The sequence below is a fragment of the Roseburia faecis genome, assembly GCF_001406815.1.
GTDB classification, from domain to species: Bacteria; Bacillota; Clostridia; order Lachnospirales; family Lachnospiraceae; genus Roseburia; species Roseburia faecis.
Genome location: NZ_CVRR01000005.1, coordinates 333,734 through 352,048, shown reverse-complemented (window position 1 = coordinate 352,048; position 18,315 = coordinate 333,734). Strand labels below are relative to the sequence as shown.

At 42.0% G+C, this 18,315-nt stretch carries 19 protein-coding genes and 1 tRNA gene; 17 read left to right on the top strand and 3 right to left on the bottom strand.

From position 1 onward, the window contains the following. Positions 1–31: 31 nt before the first annotated feature. The 12 genes from M72_RS02610 (at position 32) to M72_RS02555 (ending at position 11,699) form a co-directional block, all read left to right on the top strand. Positions 32–388 (top strand): BlaI/MecI/CopY family transcriptional regulator, encoded by a 357-nt coding sequence (locus M72_RS02610; protein WP_206541797.1) that lies wholly within the window; start codon positions 32–34, stop codon positions 386–388. Next, a complete protein-coding gene (locus M72_RS02605) occupies positions 381–1,832 on the top strand; it encodes a M56 family metallopeptidase (RefSeq protein ID WP_055067053.1) in 1,452 nt (483 codons plus the stop codon). Before M72_RS02610 ends, M72_RS02605 begins: the two co-directional genes overlap by 8 nt. A gap of 229 nt (positions 1,833–2,061) precedes the next feature. Next, the gene (locus M72_RS02600; protein ID WP_055067052.1) at positions 2,062–2,604 is read left to right on the top strand and encodes an RNA polymerase sigma factor; all 543 of its coding nucleotides are present in this window, start codon (positions 2,062–2,064) and stop codon (positions 2,602–2,604) included. Next, positions 2,601–3,272 (top strand): DUF4367 domain-containing protein, encoded by a 672-nt coding sequence (locus M72_RS02595; protein ID WP_055067051.1) that lies wholly within the window; start codon positions 2,601–2,603, stop codon positions 3,270–3,272. Before M72_RS02600 ends, M72_RS02595 begins: the two co-directional genes overlap by 4 nt. A 12-nt stretch (positions 3,273–3,284) precedes the next feature. Further along, positions 3,285–3,791: a hypothetical protein gene (locus M72_RS02590; protein ID WP_055067050.1), complete on the top strand. Its 507-nt coding sequence runs from the start codon at positions 3,285–3,287 to the stop codon at positions 3,789–3,791. Between the two features lie 124 nt (positions 3,792–3,915). Then, the gene (locus tag M72_RS02585) at positions 3,916–4,737 is read left to right on the top strand and encodes an ECF transporter S component (RefSeq protein ID WP_055067049.1); all 822 of its coding nucleotides are present in this window, start codon (positions 3,916–3,918) and stop codon (positions 4,735–4,737) included. A gap of 132 nt (positions 4,738–4,869) precedes the next feature. Further along, on the top strand, positions 4,870–5,307 hold the full coding sequence (locus M72_RS02580) for a DUF4869 domain-containing protein (protein ID WP_022045355.1): 438 nt from the start codon (positions 4,870–4,872) through the stop codon (positions 5,305–5,307). Continuing rightward, positions 5,307–6,272 carry a hypothetical protein gene (locus M72_RS02575; RefSeq protein ID WP_055067048.1) on the top strand — a complete coding sequence of 322 codons (966 nt, stop codon included), beginning with the start codon at positions 5,307–5,309 and terminating at the stop codon, positions 6,270–6,272. The genes M72_RS02580 and M72_RS02575 overlap by 1 nt, the downstream gene beginning before the upstream one ends. A gap of 59 nt (positions 6,273–6,331) precedes the next feature. After that, positions 6,332–7,525 carry a bifunctional phosphopantothenoylcysteine decarboxylase/phosphopantothenate--cysteine ligase CoaBC gene (gene coaBC / locus M72_RS02570; protein WP_022045353.1) on the top strand — a complete coding sequence of 398 codons (1,194 nt, stop codon included), beginning with the start codon at positions 6,332–6,334 and terminating at the stop codon, positions 7,523–7,525. Positions 7,526–7,534: 9 nt separating this feature from the next. Next, positions 7,535–8,341, top strand: a complete 807-nt coding sequence (locus M72_RS02565; RefSeq protein WP_022045352.1) for a class I SAM-dependent methyltransferase — start codon at positions 7,535–7,537, stop codon at positions 8,339–8,341. Then, positions 8,338–9,483, top strand: a complete 1,146-nt coding sequence (locus tag M72_RS02560; RefSeq protein WP_055067047.1) for a CapA family protein — start codon at positions 8,338–8,340, stop codon at positions 9,481–9,483. Before M72_RS02565 ends, M72_RS02560 begins: the two co-directional genes overlap by 4 nt. Before the next feature lie 116 nt (positions 9,484–9,599). Further along, positions 9,600–11,699, top strand: coding sequence for a glycogen debranching protein (locus M72_RS02555; protein WP_055067135.1), 2,100 nt, complete (start codon positions 9,600–9,602; stop codon positions 11,697–11,699). 36 nt (positions 11,700–11,735) lie between these two features. On the opposite strand, the gene M72_RS02550 is transcribed toward M72_RS02555, so the two are convergent. Next, positions 11,736–11,999 carry a helix-turn-helix domain-containing protein gene (locus tag M72_RS02550; protein WP_022045349.1) on the bottom strand — a complete coding sequence of 88 codons (264 nt, stop codon included), beginning with the start codon at positions 11,997–11,999 and terminating at the stop codon, positions 11,736–11,738. A gap of 100 nt (positions 12,000–12,099) precedes the next feature. Next, positions 12,100–12,831 carry an elongation factor P 5-aminopentanone reductase gene (gene ymfI, locus M72_RS02545; RefSeq protein ID WP_055067046.1) on the bottom strand — a complete coding sequence of 244 codons (732 nt, stop codon included), beginning with the start codon at positions 12,829–12,831 and terminating at the stop codon, positions 12,100–12,102. Positions 12,832–12,927: 96 nt separating this feature from the next. On the opposite strand from ymfI, the gene M72_RS02540 reads away from it, so the two are divergent. Then, positions 12,928–13,001, top strand: a tRNA-Pro gene (locus tag M72_RS02540). Positions 13,002–13,159: 158 nt separating this feature from the next. On the opposite strand, the gene glmS is transcribed toward M72_RS02540, so the two are convergent. Then, on the bottom strand, positions 13,160–14,974 hold the full coding sequence (glmS, locus tag M72_RS02535) for a glutamine--fructose-6-phosphate transaminase (isomerizing) (protein ID WP_055067134.1): 1,815 nt from the start codon (positions 14,972–14,974) through the stop codon (positions 13,160–13,162). Positions 14,975–15,500: 526 nt separating this feature from the next. Between glmS and lepB the strand changes: the two genes are divergently transcribed. The 4 genes from lepB to M72_RS02515 all read left to right on the top strand — a co-directional run bounded on the left by lepB (position 15,501) and on the right by M72_RS02515 (position 18,182). After that, positions 15,501–16,037, top strand: coding sequence for a signal peptidase I (gene lepB, locus M72_RS02530; RefSeq protein WP_022045346.1), 537 nt, complete (start codon positions 15,501–15,503; stop codon positions 16,035–16,037). 109 nt (positions 16,038–16,146) lie between these two features. Further along, positions 16,147–17,067, top strand: a complete 921-nt coding sequence (gene nadA, locus M72_RS02525; protein WP_022045345.1) for a quinolinate synthase NadA — start codon at positions 16,147–16,149, stop codon at positions 17,065–17,067. A 42-nt stretch (positions 17,068–17,109) separates the two neighbouring features. Then, entirely contained in the window at positions 17,110–17,415 is a 306-nt protein-coding gene (locus M72_RS02520) for a hypothetical protein (RefSeq protein WP_055067045.1), read from the top strand. Positions 17,416–17,603: 188 nt separating this feature from the next. Beyond that, a complete protein-coding gene (locus tag M72_RS02515) occupies positions 17,604–18,182 on the top strand; it encodes a zinc-ribbon domain-containing protein (RefSeq protein WP_055067044.1) in 579 nt (192 codons plus the stop codon). Positions 18,183–18,315: the final 133 nt, after the last annotated feature.

Sequence of the window (18,315 nt, the reverse complement as noted above, 5' to 3'; positions counted from 1 at the left end):
AATAAATACGGTGATAGAAATGAAAACTTATTTGACAAAAGCAGAATTAAAATTGATGGAAGTAATTTGGGAGAAGGGTCAAATTCCTTCAAATAAACTTGTTAAAGAATGTTTAGAGCGGTTTAATTGGAAAAAGTCAACAACCTATACTAATTTGAAAAAATTAGTTGATAAAAAAATGGTTTGTAATTCAGAGGCAGTTATTACTGTATTAAAATCAAGAGCAGATTATGAAAATGGTCAGAGAAAAGAAGTTATAAAGGAATATTTTTCAAATTCATTACCGCAATTTGTCCTTTCGTTTATTAAAGAAAGAAATCTGACAAGAGAAGATATTCAAGAATTGGAGAAAGTAATAGACGAATATAAGGAGGAACTACATGAATGATTTTTTTAAATTTTATAGTGGTTCTTTGAGTGGAACAATAATAGTTATTATACTATTTTTGTTTATAAGATTTTTATTAAGAAAACAGTCTAATTACATAAAAATAATGTTGTGGGTGATACTTTTGATACGTTTATTGTTTCCGGTATCTATATATACGGAATATGGCATTTTGTATTCGGAAACATTTGTTGAAAAGAATGAAAATCTTTCTGCACAGGAAATGAAAAGTGATAATTCTTTGCAAATATTTCCAAAAGATGAAAATACATCGAAACCATACATGGGAAAAAAGAAGAATATAAATATTCTTATGATATTGTGGTATATAGGTCTTTTGGTTTTTGCTGTATATTATATTATACAGAGGATTGCTGTTTGTAGAAGAACAAAGAATGCAAAGAAGATATCTTCACAGGATGAAATCTATGAGTGGAAAGAAAGCATGGCTTGTGTTATCGGCTTAGTTAAACCAAAAATATTTTTGCCATTTGATTTGAGTCCAGAGCAACGGCAGATAGTGTTACAGCATGAAAAGACCCATATAAAACGCAAAGATTATCTATTGATGATGTTGTATTATATAGCTCTTGCTTTAAATTGGTATAATCCCTTATGTTGGTTAATTTATTTTGGAGTAAATAAAGATATAGAAATGGCCTGTGATGAACAGACATTACAAAATACATCAATGGAGGAAAGAAAATTTTATGCCAGAACATTACTTCGGTTATGTGATAAAGGTAGATTAAAATATGTATCAGCTATGCGACCTTTTATTTGCGAAAGGAGTACATTGAAGATGCGGATTAAAAATATTGGGAAAGAATATAGCTGCCAAAAAACAATATATATAGTTGTTGCCAGTGGATTGTTATTAGTAGTATTATTTGGAAGTTTTCTTTATAAAAAAATTGGTTTGAATAATGTTGATTCGAAAGAACTTGCAAGGCTGGCAAGTTACAAATCAACTTTAAATTTTGATGATACAATGCCTAAAATTGGTTATGTCGGAAAGGAACAATTAGTTGTTTATGACAATATGGGGGTGTATGTTTATGATCTTTCCTCTTCAGACCTGACGGATTATGTTGATTTTGAAAAAAATCATTTTAAGGGATTACAGGGAGATGATGCAACATTTATTCATGTATCGAAGGATGGACGGTATATCCAGCTAAGTGATAATGAAAAACAGTTGCAGTATGATTTGAAAACAAAACAACAAAAGAATCAATTAGATAAAAAAGAAAGCTGGAATCCGAAAACAGAACCGATGGGGGTGGAGACCGCAGAATATTACAGCGTAAGCGATGTGTATTATATAGGTGAAGGCGAAACGTGTTTTCTTGCCATTAACAAAAATGTTACTCCAAATTATGGGGCATTGTTATGTGTAGTATCAAATGTGGGGGCAGAAAAAGAATATTCTTTATTTGATTGATGCATGAGTTGTTTTAAAGGCTGAGATGTGCAAATAATTTCATTTTATATAAGTGTGAAAAGAGACCGCCGCGGATTTCCGCGGCGGTTTTTACTATATTTGTAACGAGTCTTCTGTTTTACAGCCTAAGACACGCGCAAATTTTACGACATCAATGTCTAGATATGTAACAATGGAACCGACAGGTTCGTTATAGTTAGCAGAGACAAAACAAAAGTGAGGAACGCGCGTGATTTTACTGATGATGGTGGACACACCCGAAGAAAAACGAAAATTTGTGATCCTGTACGAAAACTATCGTTATCTGATGTTGAAAGTGGCGGTGGATATTCTGCATGATTACCAGTTGGCAGAAGATGCCGTGCAGGAAGCATTTGTACGGGTGGCAAAACATATGGAAAACGTCGGACAGCCGGAGGAGACTGCCACGAAACGTTATCTGATTACGATTACAAAACATGCAGCCATTGATCTTTACCGCAGAAGAAACCGGTTACAAAGCAGGGAAATCTATATGGATGAACTTCCGGAAGAAACCGGGCAGCTTACTTATATGGCACCGGAGGAAGAACATGGAGTGTTAGATATTTTAAAAAATCTTCCACCAAAATACAGAGATATATTTCTGTTAAAATATTCCACACATCTGGAAAACTGGGAGATTGCCAGAATATGCGGACTTCGGGAGGGGACGATCCGGCAGCGGATTGCCAGAGGAAAACGGCTAATTGAAAAAGAACTGGAAAAAATCAAGAAGGGAGATACCGAATGAAAGTAACGGACGAATGGCTTTATGAAAAAATGCCGATCGTTGATGCGGCAATGGTACGGCAACTGGAAGTGTGCACGCAAAAAGATTACGTTTTTTCAGATAAATTCAGAAAGCGTATGAAGCGGCTGATACAGAAAGAAAAGTATATGTATGCCGAAAAACAGTTGAAGAAAATCACACAGAAAATTGCGGCAGCAGCGGTTGTGATGCTTGTGGGAGCACTCACCGTCACGATGAGTGTGGAGGCTTACCGGGTACGGTTTTTTCATACGATAAAAATGGTGCTGGATGGTAACATCAGTATTTACTCTTATGAATCGGACAAAGAGAAGATTTCCGATGCTATTTTAAAACCGCAGTATATTCCAGACAACTATCGGCTGAACGAAGAAAAAATTACGGATACCACATCCGTTTTGGAATATGGAAATGACAAAAAGCATTTGATTTTCCAGCAAACAATTGTGACAAATGAGAAAATGATTTTTGACACAAATTATAATTCTGTGGAACAAATCAGAATAAACGGAATGACTGTTTTTTTATATCGGTATACGGATGAGACATTTTGGGCATATGGGGAATATGGAAACAGCGTATATGTGCTGGCTGGAGATACAATCCAAAAAGAAGAAATTGAAAAAATATACAAACACTGGATCTGGTAAAGGAGAGAGAAAATGATGAAAAAGAGATGGATTTTATTTATGATGTGTGCGTGCATTTCAGGACTTGGAGGATGTGGAAAACAGACAGTTACAGAAAAAGCTGAGGAGACAGAAACTGCAGACAGTATGAAGGAGGATACAACAGAACTCTGCGCTTATATAAAGGAAATCAATGGAAATACACTGGTCATCGATCCCGTGGAGTATATCAGTTCCGGGGATAGTGATCGACTGGCAAGTTACAAACACACGGATGACGATATGCCTGACGGATATTATATATACAATAAGGATGAAAAAACAGAGGATGTAACATTGACAGATCAGACGGAGTACTCCTTTTTGGATTGGACAAGAGAATTTGGGGGAACAGATGCCGATATTCGTGTAGTAACAAAAGATAAAATGATTTTTGAAAAATATATGGAAACTTATACGGATGCAAAACCGGGAATGCCGTTTTTCCTGAAAATGAAAGGAAATACGGTGATTCAGATTTTGGAAAAACCGATGGTATGATGTGACTTGACCATAAGAGGAGCAGGGTGTAAACTGATAAAGTTGATGTTTACTTTATTCGCAAAAGAAAAAAGAGAGAGACGGAAAACATAACATCCGCTTTCATCTGGAACAGGAGGAACCAATGCGAAACAATAAGACCGCGGAGCTGGTACTGACCGCTCTGTTTGCAGCAATCATTATCATTATGGCGTTTACACCGCTGGGCTACATCCCACTTGTGGTGATCAATGCGACCATCATCCACATCCCTGTTATTTTAGGATCGTTATTCTGTGGACCGAAGAAGGGCGGATTTTTGGGATTTATCTTTGGTCTGACCAGCTTTATCAAGAATACGGTTATGCCGACCTCACTTTCGGCATTTGTATTTTCCCCGGTGCTGGCGGCCAGCATGGTAGGCACCAGCGGAATCGTAAAGAGTGCGTTTATCTGTTTTGTACCGCGTATTCTTGTAGGAATCCTGCCATATTTTGTATATATCGGAGTAAAGAAAGCACTTTCTTCCCGGCACAAAATTCTCTGGGCAAGTGTGTTTAATATCCTGATCGGTGTGTTCCTGTTTCTTGGTGCGCGTGCGTTTCTGCTTCATGTGTTTGATAAGAAGCCATTGTCAGATATTGCATTGTATGCAGTAAGTGCACTGGTTGGATGGTTCGTTTTTATAGCACTGGAAGTGTATACGGTACTGAAATCCGGCGCAGTCTGTGCATTTGTCTATGCGGGTGTAACAGGCGCAATGGTCAATACGATACTGGTTATGGGCGGAATTTTTGTGTTATACAAAGATGCCTATGCAAAAGCCCTGAGTGTCGATGCAGGAGCCGTGCTTGGAATCATCGGTGGTGTCATCAGTTTTAACGGAGTCATTGAAGCGATTGTGGCTGCAATCATTGTAGCAGCACTTGGCATGGTACTAAATAAATTAAAACCAATCCAGAAATAATATGTTTTAAAAAGGCAGCCGGAATGAAACACAGGCTGCCTTTTTTGCTGTCCTTTTGGTAAAAAGCGATAGTGTATGGAACAGGAGTATGCTAAAATAGAAAAAGGTATAAATTTAAAAGGAAGTAGATGTATGCTTAATATTTATTACGGCGACATGCAGGAGTCTGTGTATAACACGGCAGCGTATTTTAAGTATGATTATGAGGACAGTTGGATTATAGATCCGTTTGTAAAAGAAATGATTCAGGATGTGGATCAATCAACGGTGCTGGATAGTGGCGTAATTGACAGTCCTGTTTTGGGAAAAATTCCACCGACAGGTTTATCCGGGGGAGTAAAGACATTAATCCTTGTAAAATTTGATAAGGATAAAATTTTTAATGCATCAACCTGTGGGGATAATTGTGCAAAATGGTTATTAAAAATAGCAGAATCCGAAGACCGTACAATTAATCTGCGGCATTTAATGAATTTTGGAAAAGATCCTTTTGTCATTCGTATTTTGAATACGGGTGAGATTGTCCATTCAATGGAAGAACTGGTGTCGATTGCAGGAGAATTTGTTTAATGAAGGGAAAACATAGAATTATTGTATCAACAAAGCGCTTAAAATATGATTTTGAAATTCGAAGAAATCTGACGGTCATCCGGGGAGACAGTGCGACAGGAAAAACCACATTGGTAGATATGATTCGGGAATATGTAAACAATCCATCCGGGACCCCTGTGGAACTGGCGTGTGACAAAAAATGTTATGTGCTCGAAGGTTCACTATGGAAAGAACAGTTATCAGCAATGCAGGATAGTATTGTATTTATTGATGAGGGAAACGAATTCATCAAGACAGTAGAATTCGCAGATACTATTCAGAAAACAGATAATTATTATATCATTGTTTCCAGGGAATCCTTGCCTTCTTTGCCGTATAGTGTGGAGGAAATCTATGGAATTCGTACTTCAGGAAAATACGGAACATTAAAACCGTGTTATCATGAGTTTTACAGAATATATGGAGCACAGACTTTAAAGAAGGATACCAAACCAGAGGTTGTAATAACGGAAGACAGTAATTCCGGTTATCAGTTTTTTAATTCTGTATGTAGGCAACAGCAATTGAAATGTGAGACAATGAATGGAAAGTCAAATGTTTTCCATTATTTAAATATGCATAAAAATGAACGCATACTTGTAATTGCAGACGGCGCGGCATTTGGTTCTGAAATTGACAGAGTGATGCAATTGATTGGTGGAAAAGATCAAGTGGTGCTTTATTTGCCGGAGTCATTTGAATGGCTGATATTAAAGGCAAAAGTAGTAAAAAGCAAATGGGCAGATCAGGTGCTGGAAAAGCCGTGGGAATATGTGGAAAGCAAAACATATTTTAGCTGGGAGCGGTTTTTTACGGCAGTTTTGATTGAAGAGACAAATGGTTCTTACCTTGCATATGCAAAAAGAAAATTAAATCCAGCATATCTGAACGATTCTGTCAAAGATTCCATACTGGAACAGATGACAAAAATTCAATTGTTTTAGGGAAAAAGTGTGATAAAATAGCAGAAGATGTGATTTTTTCTGCAAAGGAGTAAGAGACAATGTTAAAAGGAAAATGTGTGGTACTCGGTGTGACCGGAAGTATCGCTGCCTATAAAATCGCCTATCTGGCAAGTGCGCTCGTCAAGCAGCATGCGGATGTGCATGTGATCATGACGGAAAATGCAACCAATTTTATTAATCCTATCACGTTTGAGACGCTCACAAGCAACAAGTGTCTGGTCGATACGTTTGACCGGAATTTCCAGTTCAATGTCGAGCATGTGGCACTGGCAAAGCGTGCAGATATTTTTATGGTAGCACCGGCTTCTGCTAATGTGATCGGCAAGATGGCAAACGGAATCGCAGATGATATGCTGACAACAACGATTCTTGCGGCAAAATGCCCGAAGTATGTTTCCCCTGCCATGAATACCAATATGTTTGAAAATCCGATCGTACAGGATAACATCAAAAAGCTGGAGCATTATGGGTTTCATATCATTGATCCGGCGAGTGGTTATCTTGCCTGCGGGGATACCGGAGCCGGGAAAATGCCGGAACCGGAAACACTGTTTTCTTATATTATGAAAGATCTTGCCTGCGAAAAGGACATGGTCGGAAAGAAAGTGATGGTCACAGCAGGACCGACACAGGAGAAGATTGATCCGGTGCGTTATATTACGAATCACTCTACCGGAAAAATGGGCTATGCAATTGCGGAAAACTGTATGCGCCGTGGCGCGGAAGTGACGCTGATCACGGGACCGGTGGCAATCACTCCGCCGCCGTTTGTAAAGGTCGTTCCGGTTGTATCTGCCGCGGATATGGCAGCAGCCGTAAAGGAGACAGCAGAGCAACAGGATATTATTATCAAAGCGGCAGCTGTGGCGGATTATCGTCCGGATCACCCGGTCGATGAAAAAGTCAAGAAAAAAGACGGGGATGCCACTCTTACGATGGAACGCACGGAAGATATCCTTTCGTATCTGGGCGCGCACAAAAAACCGGGACAGTTTCTGTGTGGATTTTCCATGGAGACGGAACATATGCTGGAGAATTCCCGTGCAAAACTTGCAAAAAAGAATGCAGATATGATTGTGGCGAATAACCTGAAGGTAGCCGGAGCCGGATTTGGTACAGATACCAATGTGGTGACGCTGATTACGGCAGATGACTGCAGGGAACTGGAAATAATGAGCAAAGCGGATGTCGCATCAGCGATTGTGAGTGAAATTTTAAAGAAAATGTGTTAGTATTAAAATATGACAGACTTAGAAGCCTATTATAATAAATTTAATGAAGAGAAGCGTCTGGACAGCCGACACGGCAGGGTGGAATTTGTGACAAGCATGCATTATATCCATCAGTGTCTGGATGAAATTGTGAAAGAACGTGCAAAAGAGGAAATCCATATCCTTGATATCGGGGCGGGAACCGGACGATACAGCGTACCGCTGGCACAGGAAGGGTTCGATGTGACGGCCGTGGAACTGGTAAAGCATAATCTGGGACGCCTGAAACAGAAGGGTGCAGGAGTGCATGCATATCAGGGAAATGCAATGAATCTGAAAAAATTTTCCGATGATTCCTTTGACGTAACCCTGTTGTTTGGGCCGATGTATCACCTGCATGAGGAAAAGGACAAGCTTGCTGCGCTGCGGGAGGCGGTGAGGGTGACCAGACCCGGAGGCAGGATTCTCGTGGCGTATATTATGAATGAATTTTCCGTTATCACGTATGCGTTTAAGGAAAAACATATTCTGGAGGCGCTTCAGGAGGGAATGCTCACAGAGGATTATCACTGTACTTCAAAAGCCAATCCTCTGTATTCCATGGTTCGTCTGGAAGATATTGAAGCATTGGACCGGCAGGTAGAGGTCAGGCGCCGGCAGATCATAGCGGCAGACGGTGCAGCAAATTATATGCGTCCGTTTTTAAATGCGCTGACGGAAGAAGAGTTTGATGCGTTTCTGCAGTATCATCTGGCAACCTGTGAACGGATGGATCTTATGGGTGCAAGCGGTCACACGGTGGATATTCTTGTGAAAGAGGAGTCTGAAAACGTATGAAAAAATGGATATTGCCAATCCTAATGGCAGGATTTTTGCTGACGGGATGTTCTTCTCCTGCAGCAACGTCATCGGCTTTGCCCTCTTCTACGGAAAAAATCACGGAGACACAGATGACGGAAGAACCGGGTACGCTGGAAGAAACGGAAACCGGGACTGCAACTGAAACGCAGCAGGAACCGGTGATACAGACGGTAAAAATTACGGCGACAGGTGACTGTACGCTTGGGGCAACACAGACGCATGGGTATGCAGGTTCCTTTCATGAATACTATGATAAATACGGGCAGGATTATTTTTTTAAAAATATCAGAAGTATTTTTGAGCAGGATGATTTTACACTGATCAATCTGGAATGTGTGTTGTCAAATGCGACCGAGCGTGTGGAAAAAACGTGGAACTTAAAAGGAAAACCGGAGTATGTTGGTATTATGACAGACAGTTCTGTGGAGGGGGCAAGTCTGGGAAATAATCATACGTTTGATTATGGGCAGCAGGGACTTGATGATACCAGAGAAGTGTTAAATAAAGCAGGGATTATCTTCGGATTCAATGATCATGTGGATACCTATACCACGAAGGATGGTATCAAAATCGGAATTGTCTCCGCAAGCCAGCTGTCCGCTGATGAAACACATGCCAATTATATCCGGGATGGGATTGCAGAACTTCGGGAAGAAGGAGCGGATCTGGTAATTGCCTGTTGCCACTGGGGGATAGAGGGGGATCATTATCCGAATGATTATCAGCAGAAGCTGGCACACCAGGTGATTGACTGGGGAGCAGATCTGCTGGTCGGTACACATCCTCATGTATTGCAGGGAATGGAATTATACAACGGAAAAATGATCTGCTACAGTCTTGGAAATTTCTGCTTTGGGGGGAACAGGAATCCAAAAGACAAAGATACGGCGATCTATGAACAGACCTTTACCTTTGTGGATGGGGTACTGCAGACAGATATATCAGCCGATATGATACCATGCAGCATTTCTTCCACATCAGAAAGAAATAATTTTCAGCCTGCCATAGCAAAAGGCGACAGAAAACAGACGATTATTGATCATATGAATGAGTATTCGGAAAAGTACAGTAAAATCGGATTTGACGCAAATGGCAGGGTAATCATCAGGGAAGAGTAGGGGGATAATATAATTTTATGTGGCAAGTAAATAATAATGATAAGAGGAATCAGCACATGAATGCAAGTTTTTGGAATTATCCGTCAAAACAGAAAAGCTGGCCGATAGACGAAGAAATGGAAAGTCTCGGGGAAGTCATTCATCCACTCGATAATATCGGTGGATTTGATGTACGTCCGGGATTTTATCAGATGAATGGTGCATATCAGACAGAGGAAGGGGTAAGTTTTACCGTAAGCTCCCATGGAGCTACGAGCTGTGTCCTGCTGTTATTCCGGCCGGCGGCACAGGAACCGTATGCAAGAATCCGCATTCCGGAAAGTTATAAAATTGGAAATACGTATTCTATCCTTGTTTTTGGCTTAAAAGCAGAGGATTTTGAGTATGCCTATCAGATGGACGGTCCTGCCGATCAGGCGAGAGGGTTACTGTTTAACAGAAAACATACGCTTCTTGATCCATATGCGAAAGCTGTTACCGGTCAGAGAAATTGGGGAGAAAAACCGGAAGGCGGAAAGGATTTTGTCTATAAAGCCCGTGTGGTGCAAAGTGATTTTGACTGGGGGCGGTATCGGAATCTGAATTACAAATTTGAAGATCTGGTGATCTATGAGATGCATGTCAGGGGATTTACCAAAGATGCGTCCTCCGGTGTAAAAGGTGGGGGAACATTTGAAGGTCTGCGACAGAAAATTCCGTATTTGAAAGATCTGGGAATCAATGCGGTAGAACTCATGCCGATTTTTGAATTTGATGAAATGGAAAGTGCCCGTGTGGTGGATGGCGTGCAGTTGTACAATTACTGGGGCTATAATACGGTTTCCTTTTTTGCCCCGAATACAAGTTATGCATTTCATCAGGAGCATAATCATGAGGGTGATGAATTAAAGCGTCTGATCCGCGAACTGAAAGAAAATGGAATTGAAGTCATTCTTGATGTGGTATTCAACCATACGGCAGAGGGAAATGAAGACGGTCCATGTTTTTGCTTTAAGGGGATTGATAACAATATTTATTATATGCTTACACCGGATGGATATTATTATAATTTCAGCGGCTGTGGCAATGTCTTAAACTGCAACCATCCGGTGGTTCGGAGGTTTATTACGGATTGTCTGCGGCACTGGGCAGTAGAGTACCGTGTGGATGGATTCCGGTTTGATCTGGCATCGATTCTGGGAAGAGATCAGAATGGTGCACCGATGGAGAATCCGCCGATTCTGGAAGCCCTTGCATTTGACTCTATTCTGGGGGATATGAAGCTGATCGCAGAAGCCTGGGATGCGGGTGGCTTGTATCAGGTTGGAAGTTTTCCGTCATGGAACCGCTGGGCCGAATGGAACGGAAGATACCGTGATGATATGAGAAGCTTTTTAAAGGGCGACAGTGGCGTCGCAGGGCGTGCAATTACACGTATCACCGGATCCTCCGACATGTATGATCCGGCAAGCCGCGGATATAGTGCATCCGTCAATTTTCTGACCTGTCATGATGGGTTCACGTTGTATGATCTGTATTCATATAATGAAAAGCATAATGAGAAAAACGGATGGAACAATACGGACGGGGATAACAACGGCCTGAGCTGGAACTGCGGGGTGGAAGGTGAGACGGATGATCCGGCGGTTATGAGCCTGCGACGCAGACTCGTGAAGAATGCATTTGCCGCGTTGTTATGCAGCCGTGGACCGGCTATGTTTTTTGCAGGGGATGAATTTTGTAATACGCAGTATGGAAATAACAACGCATACTGCCAGGATAATATTATTTCCTGGCTGGACTGGAACAGACTGGAAGAATTTCAGGAGATTCATGATTTTGCCCGTTTTATGATCCATTTCCGTGCAAAGCATCCGATTCTGCGAAGGGATACAAAGCCGGCAGTCTGCGGGTTACCTTCCGTAAGTATCCATAACGGAGAGCCGAACCGGAATTATACGGACTATAATACACATTTAATTGGAATCATGTATGCGGGAAGAAATGCCGATGATACGGATGATGATATGATCTTTTACGGAATGAATGCGTATTGGGAGCCTTTGGAGATGCGCCTGCCTTCGTTGCCGGAGTCTTATCATTGGAAACTTGTAGTAAATACTTTCTGTGAATACCAGGATGGGGCAGATTTTGAAGCCCAGACACAGGGAGATCAGACACGTGTGCGTGTTCCGGAACGTTCTACGGTAATTTTACTGGCAGAACATGATTTATAAAAAAGAGTTGAGCACCGCTCTGGAAACAGGGCGTGCTCAACTCTTTTTTTCGGTGGTATCGGGTCTGGTTGTAATTTCACTGGTTCCGATGAGGTAATCTGCAGAAACATTCAGAATCTGCACGATGGCTGCAAGATCCGCAACGGTCGGAGAACGACGACCGGTACGGTATCCGCTGATCGTGGACGGCGAAACAAACATTGCATTTGCCAGCTGGATATTGGAAATATTTTGTTTATACATAATCAGACTCAGACGGTCACCAAAATCTTTGTATTTATTTTTATCATTCGTTTTCATACAAATGATTTTATAGAAAGTTGATATAAAAAACAGAGAAAACGCGTATTGCGTTTTAATTCTTAAATAAATGGAAAAAGATTTCCAAAGAGATAAGAAATTAAATCCATCCACCGTCTAAGGTGAGAATCTGTCCATTCAGGTAACTGCTTGCTGTGGCAAGAGAATATGCCAGTGAAGCAACTTCTTCCGGGGATCCCATACGGCCGGCAGGAATTTCTTCGATGAGTGCAGAGCGTTCTTCCTCGGAGAAACAACGGTTCATATCCGTATCGATTACCCCACAGGCGATGGCATTTACCTGGATATTGCTAGGGGCAAGTTCTTTGCCCAAAGCGCGTGTAAGGGAATTGATCCCGCCTTTGCATGCAGAATAGGCAACTTCGCAGGAAGCTCCGACATTTCCCCATACAGAAGAAATATTGATGATATGTCCGGATTTGGCATGAACCATGGAGGGGATGACCTGTCTGCAGGTGGAAAAGACGGATGTGAGGTTTGTCGCAATAATCCGGTTCCAGTCGGTAATATCCATGTCGGTGAGCAGACCGATATAAGAGATGCCGGCATTGTTGATTAACACATCAATCTGGCCGAAGGTATCCAGTGTTTTTTGCACCATGTCACAGATAAAAGTATAGTCTCCTACATCACCACGGAAGCAAAGCACCTGTATGGAGTAGGTTGTTTCAAGTTTTGTGGCAAGTGCCTGCAGCGTTTCATAAGAGTTATGGCAGCAAAGAGCCAGATGATAGCCTTCAGCGGCAAATCGACATGCCAGGGCTGCACCGATTCCACGGGATGCACCTGTAATCAAAGCAGTATGTTTCATTGTTCTTCTCCATTCTTTTTTTGTATTGTACCATAAATTAAAAAAATTCACTAGACAAACACCGGAGAATGTGTTACTATAATTGGGCAGTTGAAACGGCGCGTGGCTCAGCTTGGTAGAGCGCTGCGTTCGGGACGCAGAGGTCGCAGGTTCAAATCCTGTCGCGCCGACGATACAAGGATTCCGGTACATGGGTGAGAGAATCCTTGGCAGGGGCAACCTCAGAGGCTTTTAGAGAGCTTCTGGGGTTCTTTTTTTGCCTTCAAAAGTTTTAGAAAGGCTCTATGTCAAAAAAACTGTCGCACGAATTTTCGCGCGACAGTTTTTTTTATTCTACCGTTACAGATTTTGCCAGGTTACGTGGCTGATCCGGATTTAAGCCTTTTCCAACGGATGTGTAATATGCAATCAGCTGGAAAATTACAACAGATTCAAAAATCGTAAATTCGTCGGATACATCCGGAAGATTGATGTGTACATCACAGATAGAAGGATCTGTGATTTCTTTGTCTTTGGACAAAAGAATGACATAAGCACCACGGGCTTTTACTTCCCGGATATTGGAAATAACTTTGCTGTATACATGTTTCTGGGTAGCAGCGGCAATGACAGGAACCCCTTCACTGACCAGGGCAATGGTTCCGTGTTTTAATTCACCGGCAGCATAGGCTTCGGCATGAATATAAGAAATTTCCTTTAATTTCAAAGCACCTTCCATACAAAGGGTATAATCGAGTCCACGACCGATAAAGAACGCGTTGTTGGCATTGATCATGCGTTTGGTCAGCTGTTCAATATCAGGAGCCTGTGCAAGAACTTCCTCGATGTAATTTGGAATTTCCTGCAGTGTTCCAACAAATGTACGTGCCTCTTCGACAGAAATCTTTTGCTGTGTCATGGCAAGTTTGCATGCAAGCAGGTAAAAAGAAGCAACCTGAACGGTGTATGCTTTTGTACTTGCAACAGCGATTTCCGGACCGGCATGTGTATATAATACATAGCTGCTTTCACGTGCAATGCTGGAGCCTTTTACATTTACAATGGACAGTGTTTTCTTTGTATATTTATTTGCAAGGCGAAGAGCTTCCAAAGTATCAATGGTTTCTCCGGACTGGGATACAACGATCACCATGGATTTTTCATTGATTACCGGTTCTTCATAGCGGAACTCCGATGCGATTGCCACGGTAACCGGAATATGCAGGCGGTTCTGGATCATGGTTTTTCCTACCATTCCCGCGTACATTGCAGTACCACAGGCAACGATCGTAATGTCGCTTACATTTTCAAAGAAGGAATCCGCAATAGCATCTTCCGAAAAATCCGGAAGCATATCTTTGATACGTGGGGTAATGGTTCTTGTGATGGCAGCCGGCTGTTCATGAATTTCTTTGATCATGAAATGCGGATAACCATCTTTCTGGGCTGCGGTAACATCCCAGTTTACTTCCATATATTCCGGTTCTACGGAATGACCGTCTAAATCTTCTAACGTAATGCCGTCCGCAGTCATAGTTAAAATATGATATTCCGGCACGATGAAATAACGCTTGTTGTATGCGATAAAAGCAGTCAGATCGGATGCAATAAAAGCACCGTCATCACAGTATGTTGCAACCATAGGGCTGACATTTCTTACCGCATAAATTTCACCAGGATGATCCTTGAACAGAACGCAGAAGGCAAAGGAACCTTCAATTTCGGCTACTGCTTTGCGCAGAGCTTCTTTTGGATCTCCTTCGTAGAGTTTATTGATCAATGCGGCGGCAACTTCGGTATCCGTCTCGGAAATCAGTTCATCCGTCAGATCGTATTTGGTGGCGAGATCATGATAGTTCTCGATGATACCATTGTGGATCAATGCAACCTGTCCGACCTTATGAGGGTGTGCATTGGCATTGGTAACGCCACCATGGGTTGCCCAGCGGGTGTGGCCGATTCCACACGTAGAATTGTTATCATCATCGCAGATGGCACGAAGATCTTTTACTTTTCCGACAGTTTTCCGAAGTGAAATTTTTCCGGTATCTTTAAAGTATGCAATTCCCGCACTGTCATATCCACGGTATTCGAGACTTGCAAGTCCTGTCAATAAGACATCCTGGGCTTTTAATTTACCTGTAAATCCAATAATTCCACACATAATTGAAATCTCCTTTTTCTCATATAATTTTATGATTCCGATATTGTTTTCGTTCGTCAGAATATTTTTCATTGTACATTATGTGGTAACACGTAAGTGTTATCACCTATGCCAATTGCTTCGCGTAAGCAAATTCTCATGCAATTGGCTCCATCGGGGTACGAATCCTTTGTTCGGATGTTACCATCCTGTTTGTGATTCGTATGCGCAGCCCCTTTCTGCGTTCAGGCATCCGCCGAATCTTCGATCACCTGAATCCTCGTTAACCCTTGTGGTACAGCGAAAGCTGTATCACAGGGTACATGGCGCTAAAGTTTTTAACTTTTCGAAATCTGTTTCTCCTTTCTATAACAGACACCCCCATCTTAACATAAACACCGAGGTTCTCACAACCGAAAATATCCACAGAGATTTACAGTAATTGCATAAATTTTTCACGTTACTTACAATCTTAAAAAAATTTATACATCTTTGCCTTTGGTATGATATGATTAATTCCAAATGAAAAACATACAGGGAGGAATCTATGGACGAACAGACAAAACAAAAACGAAAAGATATCGTGGGGTGGGTGATTTACATAGCAGTTCTTCTTGCCATTATTATCACATTCCGTTGTTTTTTGATGATCGGGCGGGTGCCATCTGAGAGTATGGAACCGACACTGATGGTTCATGACTGGCTCATCGGAGACCGTCATGCATATGAGGAAGAAAAACCACAACGCGGCGATATTGTCATGTTTTATCAGAAAGATGAAAATGAAACCATGGTCAAACGTGTGATCGGACTTCCGGGGGAGACGGTTTCTTTTGTCGGAGGAAAAGTATACATCAATGGGGAACCGCTGGATGAATCGGCTTATCTGGATGACACTGTCGAAACGGATTGTGGAGAAGAAGATAAAACCTTTACCGTTCCGGAGGGCTCTTATTTCATGTTGGGGGATAACCGGGAAATTTCCCTGGATGCGCGATATTGGAAACATACCTACATTACAACGGATGACATGAAGTCGAAGGAAATCCTTATCATCCCGTTTCACAGGCTTCCGTGGTTTTAACCCTTTTGTGTCTTGACACCTGACGGGCATGTGAGTATACTCTATGTAATATGTTGAATGTAACAAGAAATGTCTGTATAGAAGGGTATTTCGTGAAAAGGAGTATTTTATGTTAACGACAAGAGAACTGCAGGACGAGATCATCCGCCTGAAGAAAGAAAAGGATATCTGTATTCTGGCACATGCATATCAGAGTCATGATATCTGGGAGGTGGCTGATTATGTAGGGGATTCCTATGGGCTGAGCGTGCAGGCTGCCAAGGCAGCGCAGAGCACTGTGCTGATGTGCGGAGTCCGTTTTATGGCAGAGACGGTCAAGATTCTGTCCCCACAGAAAAGGGTATTGTTATCCAACAGCAATGCGGGATGTCCGATGGCAGAGCAGATGGATGTGGAACTGATTTCCGGGGTGAAAAAGATGTATCCGGATTATACCGTGGTAGCGTATATTAATACGACTTCCGAGTTAAAAACGATTTGTGATGTCTGTGTAACTTCCTCATCGGCAGTTCAGATTGTAAAGAATATAGAGAATAAAAATATTTTGTTTATCCCGGACTGCAATCTGGGAAAATGGGTGGCTGATCAGGTGCCGGAGAAAAATATCAAACTGCTGCAGGGGGGATGTCCAACGCATGTCCGCATGTCGAAACGGGATGTGGAAAAAGCACGAAAGGCACATCCGGACGCACTTCTTTTGGTACATCCGGAATGTCTGCCGGAGGTTTCCGAACTGGCGGATTATCGGGGAAGTACAACCGGAATCATGGACTATGCAAAGAAAAGTGATGCAAAGGAATTCATTATCGGAACCGAGAACAGTATCGTGCAGCATCTGCAGTTTGCATGTCCGGACAAGCAGTTTTATCCATTATCAAGAGACTGTGTCTGCCACAATATGAAACTGACCACACTCGGAGATGTATACCAGTGTGTAAAGGGCACCGGCGGAGAGGAAATCAAGCTGGACGAAGAAGTGCGTATAAAAGCAAAACGCTGTATTGATACCATGCTGGAACTTGGCAATTAAAGCAGGTCAGCCTGCAAAGATGCGCGCCCTGCGGAGTCAAAGATGATGCTGTGTCTCCGCAAGGGCGCGAAAGTGTGCGGTAAACGCACACTTTATTTTTTTACCGATTTTACAAGGGAATCCAATGTAACAGTTGTGGTGGTATCACCGGCAAGGAGCGTGTACGTTTCTCCGCTGGTGAGCTTGGGACAACTGATTACAAATGGTGTTTTTTCCGTGGATATCCGGTTTCATCCGGCCCTCAAAGGCTTCTGTTATCTGCCGGTACTGTGTACGGTTGAGCAGATATTTCATTTTGTATCGTTTAAAGATCATTTGATCACTCATGATGGTTCTCCTTTATTTTGATAGGATCAGTATAGCGGGGGAACTTTAAATGAACTTTAAAAGGCACACAGGTATTCTGAAAACAATTTATGAAGAAAGAAAAGGAAAACTTAAGAGAATCTAAATTGACTTGCAACATAAACTTATATAAAATAAAAAGCGCGGAGATGTTCGCAGAGTTTATTTCAAACGAAGAGGAGGAATTTTATATGATATGTCCGAAGTGCGGCAGTGAAATGCCGGATGACAGTGCGTTCTGCACCAGATGTGGAGCCAGCTTACATACAGGAACACAGGAAAATCAGAATTCGCAGGGAGGACCACAGCAGGGAAATCCGCAGGGGACGCCATACGGCTACGGAAATCCACAGGGAAACAACGGAGCGTATTATGGCAATCCACAGATGAACAATGGGATGCCGTACGGGCAGCCTTATGTAGATCCAAAGGATCATTCCGCAGAATTTGACGGAAAGGATATTGCAGATCACAAACTGTTTGCAATGCTTCCATATCTTCTGGGAATTTTGGGAACCATCGTGGCACTTCTTGTGGCAAAGGATTCTCCTTATGTCGGATTTCATGTGCGTGAGGGAATCAGGATCCTTGTGTCTGAAGTTCTGCTGGGACTGATTACCGTAGTGTTCTGCTGGACCGTTGTCGTTCCGATTGCAGCAGCCATATGTTTTATCATTTTACTGGTTGTCCGTATCATCAGTTTTGTTAACGTCTGCAATGGAAAGGCAAAGGAAGCTGCTATAGTCAGCAATTTCGGATTTTTGAAATAACTTATAAAGATCCAATGAAAAAGAGAAGAAGATTCTGCATGCTATGTAAGAATCTTCTTCTCTTTTTTGTGGAAACATGGGATGTTTAATTGAGAAGAATGGAAAAAGTCAGGGAATTTCCATCTTCACTTTT